The organism is Salinimicrobium oceani, from assembly GCF_012037645.1.
In genome coordinates this window covers 1-532 of the sequence record NZ_JAAVJR010000361.1, presented here as the reverse complement: position 1 = coordinate 532, position 532 = coordinate 1, and the positions used below count along the sequence as shown (strand labels likewise).

Genomic DNA, 532 nt, shown 5'->3' with positions numbered 1-532 from the left:
AGTCTCGCAGTAATTCCGGGGCTTTACCTGATCTCCTTTGTACTAAAGAAAAAAACTCCCTCAAAAGGGGTGGCAATTATCCATGGAACCTTAGCTGCTTTAGGGATACTTGTCCTGTTGATTTATGCGCTTACCACAAGTTCGCATCATAAGCACGGGGACAGTATTATTATATTCATCGTTGCCGCTATAGGTGGGATCTACCTTTTTTCATAGGATAGCCGTCATCTGCAAGTTCCAATATGGATTGCAGTGGTGATGATGGTACGGTAGAAACACCTAAAGGTTCATGAATAAAATGACGTTTTGCCGGATACTATTTGTAAATTATAGATGTAAATTTTTTTCGTTGAGCCCCCTGTTATATTGCTAATCTAAAAACAAATGCTATGACAGGCTATTGTCGCACGTATTTTCTACTCTTCCTGATCTTTTTAACCGGATGCGCCCGTCTTGATCCAATGGGAGGGGGACAGATCAATTATGATCCGGCGGAACGCCAAGTGGATCCTTCAGATGTATTAGTTCCTGA

General features: G+C 41.7%; 1 protein-coding gene. It reads left to right on the top strand.

Annotated elements, in window-relative coordinates; all coding sequences use genetic code 11:
* Nucleotides 1-216 (top strand): hypothetical protein (locus tag HC175_RS17185; RefSeq protein ID WP_209310049.1); only part of this gene is annotated, 216 nt, incomplete at its 5' end.
* Nucleotides 217-532 lie beyond the last annotated feature (316 nt).